At 65.7% G+C, this 16,806-nt stretch carries 19 protein-coding genes; 13 read left to right on the forward strand and 6 right to left on the reverse strand.

The window, feature by feature from the left end; genetic code table 11:
• Nucleotides 1–308: 308 nt before the first annotated feature.
• Entirely contained in the window at nucleotides 309–734 is a 426-nt protein-coding gene (locus D3D02_RS05205) for a universal stress protein (protein WP_121568928.1), read from the reverse strand.
• 94 nt (nucleotides 735–828) lie between these two features.
• Between D3D02_RS05205 and D3D02_RS20590 the strand changes: the two genes are divergently transcribed.
• On the forward strand, nucleotides 829–990 hold the full coding sequence (locus D3D02_RS20590) for a hypothetical protein (RefSeq protein ID WP_158599320.1): 162 nt from the start codon (nucleotides 829–831) through the stop codon (nucleotides 988–990).
• Between the two features lie 22 nt (nucleotides 991–1,012).
• On the opposite strand, the gene D3D02_RS05210 is transcribed toward D3D02_RS20590, so the two are convergent.
• The gene (locus tag D3D02_RS05210; RefSeq protein ID WP_121568929.1) at nucleotides 1,013–1,930 is read right to left on the reverse strand and encodes a hypothetical protein; all 918 of its coding nucleotides are present in this window, start codon (nucleotides 1,928–1,930) and stop codon (nucleotides 1,013–1,015) included.
• A gap of 327 nt (nucleotides 1,931–2,257) precedes the next feature.
• On the opposite strand from D3D02_RS05210, the gene D3D02_RS05215 reads away from it, so the two are divergent.
• From D3D02_RS05215 to D3D02_RS05240, 6 genes are all read left to right on the forward strand, one after another.
• Nucleotides 2,258–2,452 carry a cold-shock protein gene (locus tag D3D02_RS05215; RefSeq protein ID WP_121568930.1) on the forward strand — a complete coding sequence of 65 codons (195 nt, stop codon included), beginning with the start codon at nucleotides 2,258–2,260 and terminating at the stop codon, nucleotides 2,450–2,452.
• A 216-nt stretch (nucleotides 2,453–2,668) separates the two neighbouring features.
• A complete protein-coding gene (locus tag D3D02_RS05220) occupies nucleotides 2,669–3,493 on the forward strand; it encodes an aldo/keto reductase (RefSeq protein ID WP_121569194.1) in 825 nt (274 codons plus the stop codon).
• Between the two features lie 28 nt (nucleotides 3,494–3,521).
• Nucleotides 3,522–3,989 (forward strand): VanZ family protein, encoded by a 468-nt coding sequence (locus D3D02_RS05225; RefSeq protein ID WP_121568931.1) that lies wholly within the window; start codon nucleotides 3,522–3,524, stop codon nucleotides 3,987–3,989.
• A gap of 141 nt (nucleotides 3,990–4,130) precedes the next feature.
• Nucleotides 4,131–4,919: an endonuclease NucS gene (nucS, locus tag D3D02_RS05230; RefSeq protein ID WP_121568932.1), complete on the forward strand. Its 789-nt coding sequence runs from the start codon at nucleotides 4,131–4,133 to the stop codon at nucleotides 4,917–4,919.
• A gap of 102 nt (nucleotides 4,920–5,021) precedes the next feature.
• Nucleotides 5,022–5,552 (forward strand): 50S ribosomal protein L16, encoded by a 531-nt coding sequence (locus tag D3D02_RS05235; protein WP_121568933.1) that lies wholly within the window; start codon nucleotides 5,022–5,024, stop codon nucleotides 5,550–5,552.
• Between the two features lie 95 nt (nucleotides 5,553–5,647).
• Nucleotides 5,648–6,508 (forward strand): RimK family alpha-L-glutamate ligase, encoded by an 861-nt coding sequence (locus D3D02_RS05240; protein ID WP_121568934.1) that lies wholly within the window; start codon nucleotides 5,648–5,650, stop codon nucleotides 6,506–6,508.
• Nucleotides 6,509–6,668: 160 nt separating this feature from the next.
• Here D3D02_RS05240 and D3D02_RS05245 read toward each other — a convergent pair whose 3' ends face one another.
• A complete protein-coding gene (locus D3D02_RS05245) occupies nucleotides 6,669–7,034 on the reverse strand; it encodes an Hsp20/alpha crystallin family protein (protein WP_121568935.1) in 366 nt (121 codons plus the stop codon).
• A gap of 379 nt (nucleotides 7,035–7,413) precedes the next feature.
• On the opposite strand from D3D02_RS05245, the gene gap reads away from it, so the two are divergent.
• From gap to D3D02_RS05260, 3 genes are all read left to right on the forward strand, one after another.
• Entirely contained in the window at nucleotides 7,414–8,460 is a 1,047-nt protein-coding gene (gap, locus tag D3D02_RS05250) for a type I glyceraldehyde-3-phosphate dehydrogenase (protein ID WP_121568936.1), read from the forward strand.
• A gap of 102 nt (nucleotides 8,461–8,562) precedes the next feature.
• Nucleotides 8,563–9,786: a phosphoglycerate kinase gene (locus D3D02_RS05255; RefSeq protein ID WP_121568937.1), complete on the forward strand. Its 1,224-nt coding sequence runs from the start codon at nucleotides 8,563–8,565 to the stop codon at nucleotides 9,784–9,786.
• Between the two features lie 77 nt (nucleotides 9,787–9,863).
• Nucleotides 9,864–10,364: a metallophosphoesterase gene (locus D3D02_RS05260; RefSeq protein ID WP_121568938.1), complete on the forward strand. Its 501-nt coding sequence runs from the start codon at nucleotides 9,864–9,866 to the stop codon at nucleotides 10,362–10,364.
• 24 nt (nucleotides 10,365–10,388) lie between these two features.
• Here D3D02_RS05260 and D3D02_RS05265 read toward each other — a convergent pair whose 3' ends face one another.
• Together D3D02_RS05265 and D3D02_RS05270 are read right to left on the reverse strand one after the other, a co-directional pair.
• Nucleotides 10,389–10,922 carry a DUF2391 family protein gene (locus D3D02_RS05265; RefSeq protein WP_121569195.1) on the reverse strand — a complete coding sequence of 178 codons (534 nt, stop codon included), beginning with the start codon at nucleotides 10,920–10,922 and terminating at the stop codon, nucleotides 10,389–10,391.
• Nucleotides 10,923–11,084: 162 nt separating this feature from the next.
• Nucleotides 11,085–12,158, reverse strand: a complete 1,074-nt coding sequence (locus D3D02_RS05270; RefSeq protein ID WP_121569196.1) for a type II glyceraldehyde-3-phosphate dehydrogenase — start codon at nucleotides 12,156–12,158, stop codon at nucleotides 11,085–11,087.
• A 211-nt stretch (nucleotides 12,159–12,369) separates the two neighbouring features.
• Between D3D02_RS05270 and D3D02_RS05275 the strand changes: the two genes are divergently transcribed.
• A complete protein-coding gene (locus D3D02_RS05275) occupies nucleotides 12,370–13,320 on the forward strand; it encodes an aminopeptidase (protein WP_199723016.1) in 951 nt (316 codons plus the stop codon).
• A gap of 13 nt (nucleotides 13,321–13,333) precedes the next feature.
• On the opposite strand, the gene D3D02_RS05280 is transcribed toward D3D02_RS05275, so the two are convergent.
• Entirely contained in the window at nucleotides 13,334–14,557 is a 1,224-nt protein-coding gene (locus D3D02_RS05280; RefSeq protein ID WP_121568940.1) for a PQQ-binding-like beta-propeller repeat protein, read from the reverse strand.
• Nucleotides 14,558–14,714: 157 nt separating this feature from the next.
• Between D3D02_RS05280 and D3D02_RS05285 the strand changes: the two genes are divergently transcribed.
• Entirely contained in the window at nucleotides 14,715–15,956 is a 1,242-nt protein-coding gene (locus D3D02_RS05285; protein ID WP_121568941.1) for a PQQ-binding-like beta-propeller repeat protein, read from the forward strand.
• 107 nt (nucleotides 15,957–16,063) lie between these two features.
• Entirely contained in the window at nucleotides 16,064–16,723 is a 660-nt protein-coding gene (locus D3D02_RS05290; RefSeq protein WP_121568942.1) for an HVO_0476 family zinc finger protein, read from the forward strand.
• Nucleotides 16,724–16,806: the final 83 nt, after the last annotated feature.

Consider the following 16,806-nt stretch of genomic DNA (forward strand, 5'->3'; position numbering starts at 1 on the left):
TCGTTCGCCGTGTCCGTCGTGGCCGGCGAACTCGTTGCGAGCACCGGAACCTATGCCGTCGTGTTCTGGTTCGTGGTCGACCTCGGCGTCGCAGGGAGACTCTCCGCCTGGTGGACGGCGGAGTCCGACGTCGCTACGGCGCCGCTGTGGGACGGCCGACGAAGGCAGTCTTCTCCCTACGGACCTGTGATTCTCGAACCGGAGTGCGGCCCCTGTTCAGCGGCCGAGCAAGGTTCTCGGCCATACCTATGTTCTGAAACGTCGGTCGGGCCGGTGACGACTCCGCCCGGTTCGGGACAGCGATGTGCTCAGACGAGCAGGAGTGGCTCGTCGAGTCGGCGGGCGACCTCGTGGGCGATGTGGCCCAGATGGACCGCTTCGTAGCCGCTCTCGCCGTGCGCGCCGAGGACGACCAGTTCGATTCCGTGCTCGTCGACGTACTCGAGAATCCTCTCGTGAGGGGTGCCCCGATCGACCCGAGTCTCGACGTAGCCCACCGAAGAGTCGTACGCCTGTTCTTCGAGGTCTGCGACGATCCGTCGGCCTTCGTCCTCGAGGTCGTCGAGCATCGTTTCGACCTCTGCCTCCGGTTTGTCGGCCGAGAACTGCTCGGCGTCAGCCACGTACAGCAGGTGCAGGTCCGCGTTGAACAGGGTGGCCAACTCGATCGCTCGTTCGACGGCGTTCTCGGCGCCGTCGCTGCCGTCAGTGGGGGCGAGAATCGTCTCGTACATAACTAGCGTTTCTCCGCCTAGATAGTAGTTTGTTGGGGTGTAACACGGTGACACCGACCACGATGTTATGTGTGTCCGCACTAAACGTACGACTATGGCACCCGACGTCGAAGCGGAGAGCGACCTGCCGGCCAGCCTCGAGGAACTGTTGGACCAACACGAACCCGAGACGATAGCGGCGATTCGCGACTACTGTGATCAGTTGCTCGAAGCGTACGACATCGAAGGGGACCTCGACGAACGGACCTACGGGTAGCCGACTGGTGGGCCGAGAACGACTATGTGTAGCTGTCGATGAGCGCGGATACCTCGTCGATGTAGTCCTCGCGGACGCGTCTGTTCGACATCTCCTGGACGTGCGTCGACGTCTGATCGATACCCGGGCTCGTTCCGAGCGGTCGGTCGACGAGGTCGTACTGTGAAATCAGTTCGACCGTTCCTTCGACTGCTTCGAGATTGTCGATGATCGCGTCGATCGCCTGCCTCACCTCGGTCCGGTCGGCAAAGTCGGGGCACCGCGTCATCCACCCACGATCGCCGCCGTGTTCGTAGGCGGCCCACACGTCGGCCTCGAAAAAGCTCGTTTCGCCCCGGTGTTCGATGTTCGAGGTGGCGTCGTCCTGCACGTAGATGGCGTACTCGGGCGCTTCCTGGTCGAGTCCGAAGATAGAGAAGAAGTCGTCCCACTCGGTCGGCAGGTCGTCGAGTTGGCCAGTCAATGCGACGTCCCACACCTGACTGCGGGCGTTCGCCCGCTCTGCGCGCCACGAATCGAAGCGGCCTTCGTCGACGAAGACAGGGATCGAATTTCGGCCGATTCCCTCGTACAGTCCCGCGTAGTAGACGCCCTCCATCGGCTCCAGTCGGACGACCGGTTGCCCGGAACTGATGCTGACGAGCGCGTCGATACTGGTCGGTGCGTCTGTCGAGAGGGCGTCTCTGAACTCGAAGTGTCGCTGCTTGATGAGTCGTGGATCCCCGAAAATCATTGGCGCGTACAGAGACAGCGTCCCCTCGACTGTGACGTACGACCCAGTGTCGAGCGTGTCTCGGCGGTGAGCGCTCCAGAACTCCTTGACCCCGCCGATTTCGTCGACGCCCCCGTCTGGCACGATGGACTTTCGCTGGTGGTAGGCGCTCGCGGCGTTGACACCAAGCGTCAACGCTCCGAGCGTCGCCGAGATCGGATCGACCATATCGTACCCTCCAAACGACACTACTTAACAGTCATCGATCCCGACATCGGGCGTCGGTGCTCCGAGGACTCACACGTGCTGGGGGCTATGATTTTCTTTCGTGCGTGTTCGGTGAAGATGCGTCGCGGCCTATCGAACGTGACCCGAGAGACGGCTCCTCTAGATTCACGGAAGGCGGGGTCGGTGACGACAGACTACATAGAGGCGAGACAGCAGTGTCGGGCCGACCGCGAGTCCGATCCTGTTGGAAGCCTCTACTCGGTCACACGGCGTGGTACCACGAGTCGCACAACAGTTATCAGTAGGCGGGGATTCAGTACGGTCGCAATGGCAAACGGCACTGTCGACTTCTTCAACGACACAGGCGGTTACGGCTTCATTTCCACCGAGGACGCGGACGAGGACGTCTTCTTCCACATGGAAGACATCGGCGGCCCGGACCTCGAAGAGGGTCAGGAACTCGAGTTCGAGATCGAGCAGGCCGACAAGGGCCCGCGCGCGAAGAACGTCGAGCGTCTGTAAGAAGTCGACGTACCACATACGTAGCGGACGGAGGCTGGCGGTCGAGCGGGCAGCTGATTCCGGTTCGGTTGCGGCAGTTCTCTGAAAAATCCTTCTTTCGGCACCGCGATCCCAGAGCTGCGACGCCGTCACCACACGAGCGATCGGGTCGGTTCCGACCGCCACGATAGCCGACACGTTCTCGGCGGCGGCGGTCAAAGCAGGCGTATGGTCGAGATGGAGTACGTCGAGGCGTACGGCGCGCGCGTCCCGAAGGTGGGGCTCGGGACGTGGCAGCTCACGGGCGAGGAGTGCTACGAGACGGTGTCGACCGCGCTCGACGTGGGCTACCGACATATCGACACCGCGCAGTTGTACGACAACGAGACGGAGGTGGGCCGCGCGATCGCCGACGCCGACGTCGATCGCGAGGACCTGTTTCTGACCACGAAGGTATCGCCGCGAAACGCCGGCTACGACGACGTAATCCGATCGACGAAAGAGAGCCTGGAACGACTGGACACGCCCTACGTCGATCTGCTGTTGTTGCACTGGCCGAATCCGCTCGTCTCGGTGGGTGAGACGATGCGTGCGATGGATCGGCTCGTCGAGCAAGGGCTCGTCTACAACATCGGCGTCAGTAACTTCCCGAAGGTCTTCCTAGAACGCGCACGCGAGGCGGCGGAGACGCCGGTCGTAACGAATCAGGTCCAGTTTCACCCCTACAAGCCCCAGCGGCGAATGCTCGGCTACTGCCAGCGAGAAGAGATGTTCCTCACCGGCTACAGCCCGCTCGCCCGCGGCACTGCACTCGAAGACGACGACGTCCAGCGACTCGCCGAGGCGTACGACAAGACGCCCGCCCAGATCGTGCTCCGGTGGGCCATCCAGCACCGCGACGTCGTCGTGATTCCGAAAGCCTCCGGCGAAGCCCACCTCCGCGAGAACCTCGAACTCTTCGACTTCAAACTCACCCGCTCGGAGGTCGAAGAGCTCACCAAGTCGTCGCTGCTCAGATCCGGGAAGGCGATGCTCGATGGGATGCTGAGCGAACTCCGCTGATGGCTGCTCGCGGACGCACCCCGAATCGATGACCGACGCCGACGACCGCGGACGTGAGCCCCCCACTCGATCCCGACGCAGAGCGGGGAGCGTCGCTGCCGCGTGGACGCTCGTCGTCGTGCTCGCGTCGGTCGTCGACCCGGCAGCGATACTCGGCCCGGCCGCCGGCGAGGGCCCAGCGCAGAACATCGGGGCCACGGCGGCAGTCGGGATGGACGTCTACACCGTCGCACACCTCGTCGCCTACGGTGTCCTCGCGTGGCTCGTGGGAGTGTGGCTCGAATCCGGCTCGGCCGACTCGAACGCGGTCCGCACCGCACTCGTCGCGGTCGGCGTCGCAGCGGCTGTCGGAGTGGGTGTCGAGCTCCTGCAGATTCCGGTAGCTGCGCGGGCGGGGAGTGTGACTGACGCCGTCTTGAACGTCGGCGGCGCAGTGACGGGCGTCACCGCGCGTGCGGCCGTCCGGACGGTCATACTGTCGGACAGAAGCTCGTGAATCACGTTGGCACCCACGGGGTGCCGATACGTTTCACATCGTTCTGTCCGACAGTAGCAGGACCGCGCGAGATGGCGCGCGCCGGGATCGGTGACGGCTGGGACGCGCGGTTTTTATTCACAGAGCCGAAACGAAACGGAGATGTCGGTCACGACGCTGCACCGCCCGACGCACCGCGACGCGCTCGGACTCTTGGAGACGGCGTTCGGCGACGGGCGGCTGGTGACCGTGTTCGGTCGATGTACCGTCGAGTACGACGGGCGAGCGTCGTCCAGTCTCGGCCCCGGCGATCGACTCATCATCTGCAAGCCCGACGGCACGATCCTCGTGCACACCGACGAGAATCGCAAGCCGGTGAACTGGCAACCGCCGGGCTGTACGCATCGGGCGAGCGTCCGTGAGGGGCGGCTCAGAATCCGGAGCGAACGCTCCGCTCCCGAGGAGCGCCTCGACGTCGATTTCGAGCGGATCGAACAGGTCTCGGCGTACGACGTGACCGACCGGAGCGATCTGGCGTTGACCGGGAGCGAAGAAGACCTCCGACAGCGGATTCTCGACGATCCCGCGTTGATCGATCCGGGATTCGTCCCGGTCGCCACCGAGCGCGAGACGATGGCGGGGCCGGTGGACGTTTTCGGTGCCGACGCCGACGACAGGCCGGTCGTCGTGGAGTTGAAACGGCGGCGCGTCGGCCCCTCAGCGACGAGCCAACTGCAGCGATACGTAGACGCACTCGACGAGGAGTTCCCCGGGGAAGACGTGCGCGGCATCCTGGTTGCCCCCTCCGTGACCGACCGGGCGGCCGCACTCCTCGAAGAGCGGGGCCTGGAGTTCGTCGCGCTGGACCCGATCGGGGGAGACGGCGACCACGGTAGGAGTAATGACAGAGAGAGCGACGACAGCGAGAGCGGCGTCGTCGACGGCGCGTAGGGGACGGGGAGTCCCCGCGTGCGGACCCAGTGACCACGGGACCGGCGGCGAACAGTTCGAAGCGCTTTTAGGTCGTCTGGGCGTCGTTCCGCACAAGTAACTATGTCCGACAAACCCGCCTCCATGTACCGGGAACTGTCGAAGCCGTCCTACACGCGGCGAGAGTACATCACGGGCATTCCCGGCTCGAAGATCGCACAGCACAATATGGGTAACCTCCAGACCGGTCCCGAGGACTACCCGGTTCAGATCAGCCTCCGCATCGAAGAGGAGTGTCAGATTCGCCACGGCTCGCTCGAATCCGCGCGCCTGTCGGCGAACCGCGTGATGCTCAAAGAGGTCGGACAGGAGAACTACAAGATGGTCCTCCGGAAGTTCCCCCACCAGGTCCTGCGTGAGAACAAGCAGGCGACCGGGGCGGGTGCGGACCGTGTCTCCGACGGAATGCGTCAGGCCTTCGGCAAGCCCGTCGGCACCGCCGCGCGCATCCAGCGCAACGAGCGTGTCTTCACCATCTACTGCAACCCCGAGGACGCCGAGGTTGCGAAGGACGCGCTCCGCCGCGCGTACAACAAGATGTCGCCGCCGTGCCGCGTCGAAGTCGAGAAGGGCGAGAAGCTCCTGGTCTCCTAGAGCCGCCGGGCACGCCGGTACCCGAGCGCCACGCCGCGACGACTTCGCACCGCGAACCGGCCGCTTTTTGCGCTGTCGCTTCCACTCAGTAGTCGATGCTTCGACTCGCCGTGACGACGTCCTCGGAGACGTTCGAGCGGATGCGCGACCCGCTCGCCGCCCGAGACATCGCCGTCGAGCACCTGCAGGCGAAAGAGCGGGTCGTCGATCTCACGACGCCCCCGACCCGTCACTTCGACGTCGGGTTCGTGTATCCCAGTCGGCTGATGGAGGGCGGCGTCGTGGACGGTCGTCACGCGATTCCGTGGGTGAACGGCCGGGACGCGATCGTCACCTCGCGGAACAAAGCGGGCGTGATCGCCGCGCTCTCCCGGGCTGGCGTGCCCGTTCCAGAGACGCGCCTCGTCTCGAACCCCGTCAGCGACGAGGACGTCACCGCGGCCGTCGCCGACCTCGACTTTCCCATCGTCGTCAAGCCGAATTCCGCGACCCGGGGCGTCGGCGTCGCGAAAGCCACCGACCTCGACTCCCTTTTGGGCATCGTCGACTACCTGAACCTCGTCCACGACTACCGCGCGACGGGCGATCAGTCCTATCTCCTGCAGGAGTACCTGCCGAACGCGCGCGATTACCGCATAATGGTCGTCGACGGGGGCGTCGTCGGTGGCGTCGAACGCCAGCTTTCGGACGACGCGCGCGACGCGGGGCGCTGGAAGCACAACGTCCACCGCGGGGCGACGGCGACAGCGGTCGACGTTCCTGCCCACCTCCGAACGCTCGCCGCCGACGCCGCCGCCGAACTCGACATCGACTACCTCGGCGTCGACGTGCTGGTCTCGGACGGCCGGGCGGTCGTCTCGGAGACGAACGCGCGGCCGACCATCGACGATGAAAAGTACGCCGACGACTTCTGGGACCGGCTCGCGGCGCTGATTCGGCGGACAGCGGGCGAGTGATCGGCTCGGTTCGAGTCGGTAAGGGTACCCGCGGCGTCAGGATCGGGAGCGGTCACGTCGCTCGCGTCCGGGGGAGTCGGATCGCGCGTGTCGGAGGTTCCGAAAGAATCCAGCGAGGATGCGGCCGAGCGGCGGTACAGCGGCGTGGCGAACGAGGCCCTCAGTCGAGATCGATCGAGGCCGAGTCGTCGACCTTCTGCAGCGTGACCTGAAGGATACCGTTGTTGAACGACGCGCTCGCGCTGTGTTCGTCGACGCGAGTCGGCAGGCGGATGCGTTCGTCGTACTCGCGACGGTCGCCGGCAGCGGAGATCGTGAGCACTTCGCCGTCGCACTTCAGTTCGATGGCGTCCTTCGTGACGCCCGGGAGGTCGGCGACGAGTCGAAGCTCCTCGCCCTCGTCGTAGATGTCGACGTGGGTCTCGGAAGCGAACCCGGTGGCATCGTTGCCGGTCATTTCGTCCATCATCCGTTCGATCCCCTCGAAGAAGTCGTCGAACGGGTCGTCGCGGTCGTCTCTCATCACCCCCTGCTAGGTCGGTTTCGATGAAAAGCCTTCTCCCCCCGGCGGGATCGGCCGGACGACGGAGTCTGGGCGGGCCGTACGGCGGTTTCCCGAAGCGGTCCGGTCAAAGTGAGAGACAGGTGAGGGAATGTCGAGAACGGCGAGCGTATCGAGAGCGGCACGGGCAGACGGAGGCGGTACCTGCGCCCGGGGGAAATAGTGTGTCAAATTTCTTATTTTTGAGTCTCAGCGACTGCCGACGCCGAAGCCACTGGCGGTTCTCCGGTAATACCGAGTCACGAGACGGTCGTGCGAGACGCCGAGACCCGTTCTGGTGCCCGTCTTAGCCGCAAACTCGATGACACCGGGATTCAAGTAGGATGGAATAGTAAACTCGGATATGAGTGAACAATCGGATATGGACGCAGACGTGGACGACGGCGACGCCGTTCGAGTCGCGCTGAACGGCTTCGGTCGGATCGGTCGCAACGTACTCCGGGCCGTCCGCGACGACCCGCGAGTCGAACTCGTCGGCATCAACGACGTGATGGACTTCGAGGATATGGCGTATCTCGCGAAGTACGACACGGTGATGGGCCGCCTCGACGACGTCGCGCTCGACGGCGACTCGCTCGCCGTCGGCGACACGTCGGTCCCGCTGTACAACGTCCAGAACCCGACCGAACTGCCGTGGGGTGAACTCGACGTCGACGTCACGCTGGAGTGTACCGGCATCTTCCGCACGAAGGACGACGCCGCCGCGCATCTGGAGGCCGGCGCGGACAAGGTCATCATCTCCGCGCCGCCGAAGGGCGACAAGCCGGTCAAGCAACTCGTGTACGGCGTCAACCACCACGAGTACGACGGCGAGGACGTCGTCTCGAACGCCTCCTGTACGACGAACTCCGTCAGCCCCGTCGCGAAAGTGCTCGACGAGGAGTTCGGCATCGAGAGCGGTCTCCTGACGACCGTCCACGCCTACACCGGCAGCCAGAACCTCGTCGACGGCCCGATGTCGAAGACGCGCCGCGGCCGCGCCGCCGCCGAGAACATCGTCCCCACCTCGACCGGGGCGGCGCAGGCGACGACCGAGATTCTGCCCCAACTCGAAGGCAAACTCGACGGGATGGCGATCCGCGTGCCGGTCCCGAACGGCTCGATCACCGAACTGGTCGTCTCCCTCGACGCGACTCCCTCCGTCGAGGAGCTCAACGACGCCTTCCGCGATGCTGCCGACTCCGGGCCGCTGGCGGGCGTCCTTGGGTACACCGACGACGAGGTCGTCTCCGCGGACATCCAGGGCCTGCCCTTTTCGTCGACGGTCGACCTCCAGTCGACGAACCAGGTCAACGGCGGCGGCCTCTACAAGATCCTGACGTGGTACGACAACGAGTACGGCTTCTCCAACCGGATGCTCGACGTGGCCCACTACGTCACGCACGGCTGATCGGCGGACGGCTTTTCTACGGCCGTGATAACAGACCGCATATCGGACTCGCATCCGAACACGACTAAGTAACACCATTCCGAGCACACGGGACAGAGAGCGATGTCTACCCCCACAGCCACGTTCAAGACGCTCGACGACCTCGAACCCGACCAGCGCGTGCTCGTTCGCCTCGATCTGAACTCTCCCATCGAGGACGGCGAACCGCAGGACAACCGCCGCTTCGAGCGCCACGCCGAGACGGTGCGAGAGCTGGCGGACGCGGGCCACCGCGTCGTCCTGCTGGCGCACCAGGGGCGACCCGGCCGCGACGACTTCGTCTCGCTGGCCGGCCACGCCGACATCCTCGCCTCGCACGTCGGCCGCGACGTCGGCTTCGTCGCCGACACCTACGGCGACGACGCCATCGACGCCATCGAGGCGCTCGAATCCGGCGAGGTTCTCCTCTTAGAGAACACGCGGATGTGCGACGACGAACTCCCTGAGGAGGATCCCGAGGTCAAAGCCGAGACCGAGTTCGTCCAGTCGCTCGCGCCGCACTTCGACGCGTATGTGAACGACGCGTACTCGGCGGCGCACCGCTCGCACGCCTCGCTCGTCGGCTTCCCGCAGGTCCTGCCCGCCTACGCCGGGCGCGTGATGCAGACCGAGTACGAAGCCAACACCGCCATCGCGAACAAGGAGTTCGACGGGCAGGTGACGATGGCCGTCGGCGGCACGAAGGCGACGGACGTCATCGACGTGATGAACAACCTCGGCGACACGGTCGACGACTTCCTGCTCGGCGGCATCGCGGGCGAGCTGTTCCTCCGCGCCGCGGGCCACCCGGTCGGCTTCGATCTCGACCCCGAACAGGACCTCTACGACACCCAGTGGGTGCAGAACCACGAACTCGTCGAAGAGATGCTCGCAGAGCGCGGCGACCAGATCACGCTGGCGACCGACCTGGCCTACGAGGCCGAGGGCGAGCGCGCGGAGATAGACGTCGACGAGATCGAGGAGAAAGACGTCTCGTTCCTCGACGTCGGCACCGACACCGCCGAGGGGTACGCCGACGTCGTCCGCGACTCCGGGGCCGTCTTCGTGAAGGGCGCGCTGGGCGTCTTCGAGGACGAGCGCTTCTCGGTCGGCACCGTGACCGTGCTCGAAGCCATCGCCGAGACCGACTGCTTCTCCGTCGTCGGCGGCGGCGACACCTCGCGCGCAATCGAGATGTACGGAATGGACGAAGCCGACTTCGACCACGTCTCGATCGCCGGCGGCGCGTACATCCGCGCGCTGACCGGCCAGCCGCTTGCGGGCGTCGAGGCGCTGAAAGAGCAGTAACGTCGCGAGCGAGGATCGAATCGCTGGCGACGCCCCCGTCGAAGCGCTGAAGCAGGCGTGCGTCGAATCGGATACCGATGCGCGTCGGACTCTGTTCTGATACCCACGACAACCTCGATCTGGCACGCGCCGCCGTCGAAACGTTCGAGAGCGAGGGCGTCGACGCCGTGATCCACTGCGGCGACGTCGTCGCGCCGTTCACTGCCGCCGTCTTCGACGCCGAGTTCGCCTTCCACGCCGTCCGCGGCAACAACGACGGCGAGTGGGCGCTCGCGGAAACGATCGAAGCGTTCGGAACGTACCACGGCGAGAGCGCCGCGCTGACGTTCGACGGCGTCGACGTCGCCGTCTATCACGGCACGAGCGAACGGCTCGTGGACGCGCTCCTCGCGTGCGGCGAGTACGACTACGTCGTCCGCGGGCACACCCACGAACGGACGCATGAGGAACGCGATGGAACGGTTCACGTCAATCCGGGCGGACTGCCGTTCCCCGGTGCGGACGACGCCTATCACGTCGCGGCGCTCGATACCGAGACGCGCGAGGTGACGTTCCACGAGATTCTACCGGAGGAGTAGCGATTTTCGTCGGTACCGACGCAGTCACGTCGCCGGGAGGATGTCGCCGAGCGCCGCGCCGATGCTCATCGGTACGAACGCGACGGCCACGTCCGCGAGCGCCAAGAGCGGCGTTCCCCACTCGACGCGTCCCCACCCGGTCATCACGACCGCCGCGGTGAGAAACGAGACGCCGAGGACGCCCACGAGTCGCCGGGGGAGGACTCCGAAGAACGGTTCCTGCACGCGGACGTCCTGAATGTCGGCGACGTAGAGGATACCGATGACGAGTCCGACTCCGGCGAGGAGCGTTCCAACGAGCAAGGGCGGATGCGCGGCGAGGAACCGGCCCACTTCGTTCGTGCCACCCTCGACGAACATCGGGATACCGAACAGGACACAGCCCAGAAACGCCTCCGCGAGGTCGCCGCGGTCGAACCCGCGGACGACCCGGCCGAAGACGCCAGCGTTCCGTGCGGCCGACACGGCGGCGCGGCGGGCAGTTCGGACGCGTTCCCGCTCCGCCGGAGAGTCGACGGTCGCTTCGAGTGCGTCGAACGCTGCGAGGAGACGGTCCATCTCGTCGTCCGGCGGCGCGTCTGAACCGGCGTCGGCGGCCGCTGCGTCGGTTGTGTGGGCGTCGTCGGTCACGGACGCGACCACTCGGTGAGAACGGATAAACGTGGGCGGCGGAACGGTCGTCGGTGCGGCCCGTCGAGCGGGTCGGCGGCGTGTCGTCGATCAGTCGTCGGCGGCCTCGGCTTCGACCTGGCCGGACTCGCTAAAACCCGCGGGATCACCCGAGAGGCCGACGCCGAGCGTCCGATTCGTGCGCTCGATGCTCTCGTCGGCGTCCGCGGACTCGGTCACGGCGCGGATCGCGTCGACGTTCTCCGGGACGACGTCGGACTCCTGGTGGATCGCCTGGAAGAGATAGAGGTCACGACCCTCGGTCGCGATCGACTCACCCCACAGGCAGTTCTCCCAGAGGTCGCCGCGGGGTCGGCCGGCATCGAGCGCGAAGTCCTTGAGCTTTCCAGCCCCGTCGAGACCGAGGCCCTCCGGAATGACGTAGACGCGGGATTCGCCCTCCAGCAGTTGGCGGACGTGTGCGGCCGTGACGTCGGATTCGAGCGTGACGTTGAGCGCGTGGACGTGCATCAGCGTCGCCGGGACCTTCAGCCCCATCGTGTCGATTTCGAGATCGGGGAAGATTGTCTTGACGTCGGGGCCGTGGTGCGACGGGATGCCGATCGGGTCCGGGAGAATGTCGTTGATCGGACCGCGGGAGTTCTGGCCTGGGTCGCCGCCACGGCGAACGAGCGTCGCGCGAACCTTCTCGACGCCGTAGGCCTCCTCCAGAGGTGCGACGAGCCGCGAGATCCCGGTCGTGTTACAGGAGACGACGCGGACGGAGTCGGCGCCGCGGGCGTCGTCGTAGTTCGACCGGGCGTTGAAGCTCACGTCGGCGACGTCCGCGTCCTCGCCGCCCTGGAAGATCGCCGGCGTGTCGTAGGAAGCGTACAGCGACTTGTTCTCGGCGCCGATGCCCGACGGCGTGGCGTCGACCATCACGTCGGCGTCGGCGACCAGCTCGTCGACGATGCCCGCGGTCTCGATGCCGGCGTCCCCGAAGAGCGGGGCGCGCTCGGGGATGGCGGCGTACATCGGGTAGCCGCGCTCGACGGCGGTGTGGGCCTCGAAGTTGGGCTGCGTCTTGGCGACGCCGGCGACTTCCATATCTGGCTGGGCCGCGACGGCGTCGGCGACGCGCTTACCGATCGTTCCGTAACCGTTGACACCCACTCGTATCATCATTCGAGAATCCGGGGAGCACACGCATAGTTATTTCGGAGCATAACGATCAGAAATTAACTCCTCGGCGAGTAACGCGGGCGATTTTCCCGAAGGCGAGTAACGAACGCGTCAGGACCTGTAACGCGTTCACACGCGTCTTCGTCTCCGGATTTTCCCCCGGATTGACCCGATGCGAACGCCTAACTCCGCGGGGGCCTCACCGGGTAGTATGTCGAACGACGGACTCGCGACTGCCGCGAGGACGGCAGTCGAGCAGTGTATGGCCCTCGAAGCGTCCGAATCGTGCGTCGTCGTCACCGACGACAAACGCCGGCCGATCGGCGAAGCGCTGTATGAAGCCGCGTGCGCGGTCTCGGAGGACACGACGATCCTCCAGTACCCGCCGGGCGACCAGCACGGCGAGGAACCGCCCGCGACGGTGGCCGCCGCGATGGCTGCGGCCGACGTCTTCCTCGCGCCGACGACGAAAAGCATCAGTCACACGCGCGCTCGCGGCGACGCCTGCGAGGCCGGCGCGCGCGGTGCGACCCTCCCCGGAATCACCGAAGACGTGTTCGTCACGGGTCTCGACGCCGACTACGAGACCATCGCCCAGCACTGCCGCGACGTGCTCGCGCAGGTCGCAGACGCAGACCAGATTCGCGTGACTGCGCCGGCGGGCACGGACATCACCTTCGAGACTGGCGACAGGGAGTGGAACACCGACACGGGCATCGTCCACGACGCCGGCGGCTTCTCGAATCTCCCCGCTGGCGAAGTGTTCGTCTCGCCGACGAGCGCCAACGGCACCTACGTCGTCGACGGGACAATGCGACCGCACGGCCTCCTCGACGACGGGCAGGAGCTCCGGTTCGAGGTCGAAGAGGGCTACGTCACCGAGATTTCGGACGACGAGATCCGATCGCAGGTCGAGGAAGCCGCCGAGGAGGTCGGCCGCGACGCGTACAACCTCGCGGAACTCGGCATCGGGACCAACGTCGGGGTGACCGACCTCGTCGGCTCCGTCCTCCTCGACGAGAAGGCGGCCGGGACGGTCCACATCGCGATCGGCGACGACGCCGGAATTGGCGGCGACACCGACGCACCGCTGCACCTCGACGGGATCGTGCGAGAGCCGACCGTGTGGGCGGACGGCGAGGAAGTGGAGCTTCCTCGGTGAGCGAGCGACGACGCTACTCCTCTCTAATCGTGTAGGCGTGGACCTGATCGCCGCCTAGCAGGACGACGTTATCGACGACAGTTATGTCCGCCCCGTTCACGGGTTTCGTCGAACGGTGCAGCAACGTCCCGTCGGTACGGTCGTATGCCGTGAGTCCGGTCGCCCTATCGGCAACCCAGACGCGGAGTCCAGATGTCGCAATCGAGCCCACAGTCCCGTCGATACTTGCCTCCCACCGCACCTCACCGGTCGACCGATCGAGTGCGTACACGCTGCCGGCGTCCGTTCCGGTGACTGCGAGCGAATTATCGACGACTGGACCGGCGGAAGGGTCACCGTCGAGTTCGGTGTTCGCCCACTCGCGGCCAGTGTCGCCGACCGGATACGCGCGTAAGCCGTCCCAGTCGGCCGCAAAGAACGTATCACTGTGAAACTGTCCCAGTGCAGCCTCTGGTCCTCGCGTCACGGACCACGATTCGTGCACTTCGGTCAACTCTCCGGTCTCGGGATCGAGGACCTGGAACCCGTCGGATGACATCCCGACGTACACGCTCTCGTCGTGGTTACCGACGTAGTTGATGGACGCCGTCGGCAGCGTCGATTTGTCGGTCTGCCACAGCGCATCCCCGCTTTCAGCGTCGAGGCCGACAACGAGCGGTTCCTGCTCGCGCTCTGATCCGGAACTCCCGGCCGCGACGACCGCGATCCCGTCGACTATCGTCGCTCCCTCTGCGAGGTTGTGCTTGCCGCCTGCCGGCATACCGAACGCCCATAATTTCTCTCCGCTCCCCACGTCGTACGCGTGGAAGTGACTACCGAGAGTATCGTTCACCTCTGGGTCCGGCGTGAATCCGAACGTGGCGTACTCTCCGTCGGTCCCGAATGCGTCGTCACCGAGGTTGTCCTCGAACCCCTCGTACGTGGCTTCGTTCGCCCATTCGATGCCACCGCCGTGTTGCGCCTTGATCGCAGCGTTGTAGTCGTTGAAGTAGATATCACCCGCGTCGGTCCAGACAAAATCGATCCCCCAATCCCCGGTCCAGTTCTCCGCCAGCGTCACCGCGCTCGCCGTTCCAGACCCTGCCCTCTCGTCGTTGGTCCCCGTCGACTGCCCGTCCGTGGACGCGTCTGCTTCGCCGGTCGACGTCGCCCCGCTATCCGCGCCCGTGAGTCGCAGACAACCGCTCAATCCACCGATCCCCACCCCGAACGTCGCCAACACCTGACGGCGATCCATACGACATCCCGTCAGGCGGTTACAATAAAGACACCTACTCCACTCCAGCGAGCCCCGTTCGCTCGCCGACCAGCCGGGGCGCGCAGGTCCGGAACACTGCCGTACCGCACTCGACGGTTCCTCGTATTTAAGTCAGGACGTCCCAAGGTAGGGACAGATGGCGACAGATCGAACGTGGTCCCGCCGCCGCCTGCTGTCGGGCTGCGCGGGCATCGGAAGCGTTGCGACTGCGGGGTGTCTCCGACTCACCGATAGCTCGGGGCAGACGGAGACGAACGAACAGGGAGGCTCGGGGACAAACCAACAGGGAGGATCGGGAACGGCCGGTTCAGCGGGGTCGACACCGACGGACGACGCCGAGCAGTCCACGGCGTCGGGTCCGGGCTCCGAGATCGAACTCGTCCCGGCCTGGTCGGGATCGAGCAGTGCGGTGGCGACCGCCGACGGCGATTTCTTCTTCCGGCCGCGGTTCACCCGCCTCAGGCGAGTCCGCCCCGACGGGACGACCGTCTTCGAGGCCGAGATGGCGGACGGGTACCTCCTCTCGATCAGTTCGACCTTCCGGAACGGCCTGTACGCCGACGGCACCGGCGTGTACGTCGGTGCGAGGGCCCGTGACGAGGTCGACACCGGCGGGAGAGTGTACGCCCTCGACCCCGAGAGCGGCGAGGAACAGTGGATGCACGAGGAGCCGGGGGACGGACTGCACGACGAGATCCGCGCGGTGACGGTGACCGACGGGACCGTCGTCTTCGCGAGTCAGAGCAGCGGCAGCGGCGACGAACAGGAACCGCTTGTCGTCGGGCTCGACGCCGAGAGCGGCGAGGAGCGGTGGCGGATCCAGTTCTCGGAAGGGTTCATCAACGCAATCGTCGCCCGCGGTGACCGACTATTCGTCCAGCAGACGTTCGGACTGTCGATATACCGGCGCTCGACGCAGGAACTGCTCGAAGAACGGCGGCTGACAGCCGGGTTCAGCCAGTTCGCCGCCGCCGACGGGACGCTCTTCGTTCCCGGTGAGACGGTTCGCGCGTTGACGCTCCCCGCCGGCGACGAGCGCTGGTCGGTCCAGACGGGGCGCTCGGTGAACACTGGCGTCGGCGTCGGCGAGACCGGCGTGTTCGTCGGCACCGAGAGCGGATACGTCCTCGGCTACGACCGGGAGACGGGCGAGGAACTGTGGGAAGCCCGCGTCGCCGGTGTCGTCGAACACCCACCAATCGTCGCGGACGGCGTCGTCTGGATCGCGAGCGAACGCGGCGACCTCTCGGCGTTCGCCGAGGCGACCGGCGAACTGCTCTACGAGGAGGAGATCGCCTCGGGGTTCGAGTTCACGGTCCTGGACGGTATCCTCAACGACGACGAGCGCGACACGGCCTACGAGATCCGCCGAGGCTGAGCACAGCATCCGCCGCCGATAGCGTCGGATCATCGGCGCACGCCAGCACCTGCCACGCCGACCCGTGGAAGGGCGGACTTTTACGGCCAGACGGGGTACGAGGCCGTATGAGCACGCCACAGGACCGCATCGCGGTCGAATGTCCCTCCTGTTCGCCCGCTGAACCGACGGTCCACGAGGTACTGAACGAAGGCAGCGGCCACCACACCGTCCGCTGCACGGAGTGCGGTCACGTCCACAAGGTCCGCATCGAGACGGAGACCGAAATCGAGCGCGACGTCGTCGTCTCCCAGGACGGCGAGTCGTTCTCGACGAGCGTCGACGCGCCGCCCGAAGAGACCATCGCCGTCGGCGAGGAGTTCATCGTCGACAGCGAGGAGGCCATTATGCTCGTTCGTATCACCGGCATCGAGGTCGGCCCCGAACAGCGCACCGAGGAGGCGACGATCGAGGACGTCGACACGATCTGGACCCGCGCGGTCGACAACGTCACCGTCAAAGTGACCGTCAACCCCAAAGAGGGGACCGGCGACCGCGAGTCGACCCGAAGTTTCGAGTTACAGCTTCCGGGCGACCACGAGTTCGTCGTCGGCGAGACCGAATCCTTCGGCGACGAGGAGTTCGACGTGAAGGCGATTCAGGTTCGTCAGGACGCACCCGAGTACCGCCACGGAAAACTCGACCACGAGGGCGATATGGTCTACGCGAAAGACGTCAAGCGACTCTACGGCACCGACAAGACGACGTCCGCCTGGTCGGCCTGGTAGCGGTACAGCGACGTTTTCGGAGACTCACGGCGGCCGATTGCAGCCCGTAATCCTGTTTTGAACGATGCAGATTTGAGTCACCG

Origin of the sequence: Halobellus sp. Atlit-38R (assembly GCF_003665925.1) — an archaeon.
Taxonomy (GTDB): Archaea; Halobacteriota; Halobacteria; order Halobacteriales; family Haloferacaceae; genus Haloquadratum; species Haloquadratum inordinatus.